The 709-nt window shown below is 63.5% G+C and carries 1 protein-coding gene; it reads left to right on the plus strand.

What is annotated here, in order from left to right; genetic code table 11:
- Positions 1-594: tyrosine-type recombinase/integrase (locus LGZ98_RS23975; RefSeq protein WP_262978755.1), on the plus strand; the 594-nt coding region annotated here is incomplete at its 5' end.
- Positions 595-709: the final 115 nt, after the last annotated feature.

Consider the following 709-nt stretch of genomic DNA (forward strand, 5'->3'; position numbering starts at 1 on the left):
GGGATACGACGCAGTGAAGTGGCCCGGCTCGATATCTACAGCATTGACGGGTCACGCAAAACCGTGACCATCCGGCAGGGCAAGGGGAATAAAGACCGGGTATTGCCCCTCGGCGAACGGGCCTTAAACTGGCTCCAGTTCTATCAGCAGCAGGTTCGCCCGCAACTGCTGGTCACCCCGGACATCCAATCGCTGTTCGTGGCAATGGACGGTCTCGACGGGTTGCAGCCGAACGGTATCACGAATGCCGTGAGCGGCTATATCCGGGCCGCCGGCATCGAGAAAAAAGGTGCCTGCCACCTGTTCCGGCACGCGATGGCGACGCAGATGCTGGAGAACGGGGCGGACCTGCGCTGGATACAGGCCATGTTAGGCCATGCCAGCGTGGAATCCACCCAGGTGTATACGCAGGTCTCTATCCGGGCCTTGCAGGCGGTGCACGCCAGCACCCATCCGGCGGAGCAAATGGCCGACGAAAAAGTCCGCGACGCCGATGAGGTGGGTTTACTGGCCGACCTGTGCGCCGACGATAACGCCGACACGGACACGCCGCCGGACAGTTCAGAGCCGACCTCAACCCCCGATAGCCGCTGACCGTTCGCACGCCCCCGTTAAGCTGGGCGGGTTCGGTGTGAGGGCAGACCGTAGCCGGACTGCCCGTTAGCCTCGGCGCACGCGGGGGTAAATAGTCGTCAGGCGGCCCAACCGC

The sequence above is a fragment of the Photorhabdus kayaii genome (genome assembly GCF_025384895.1).
In the GTDB taxonomy this organism is placed as follows: domain Bacteria; phylum Pseudomonadota; class Gammaproteobacteria; order Enterobacterales; family Enterobacteriaceae; genus Photorhabdus; species Photorhabdus kayaii.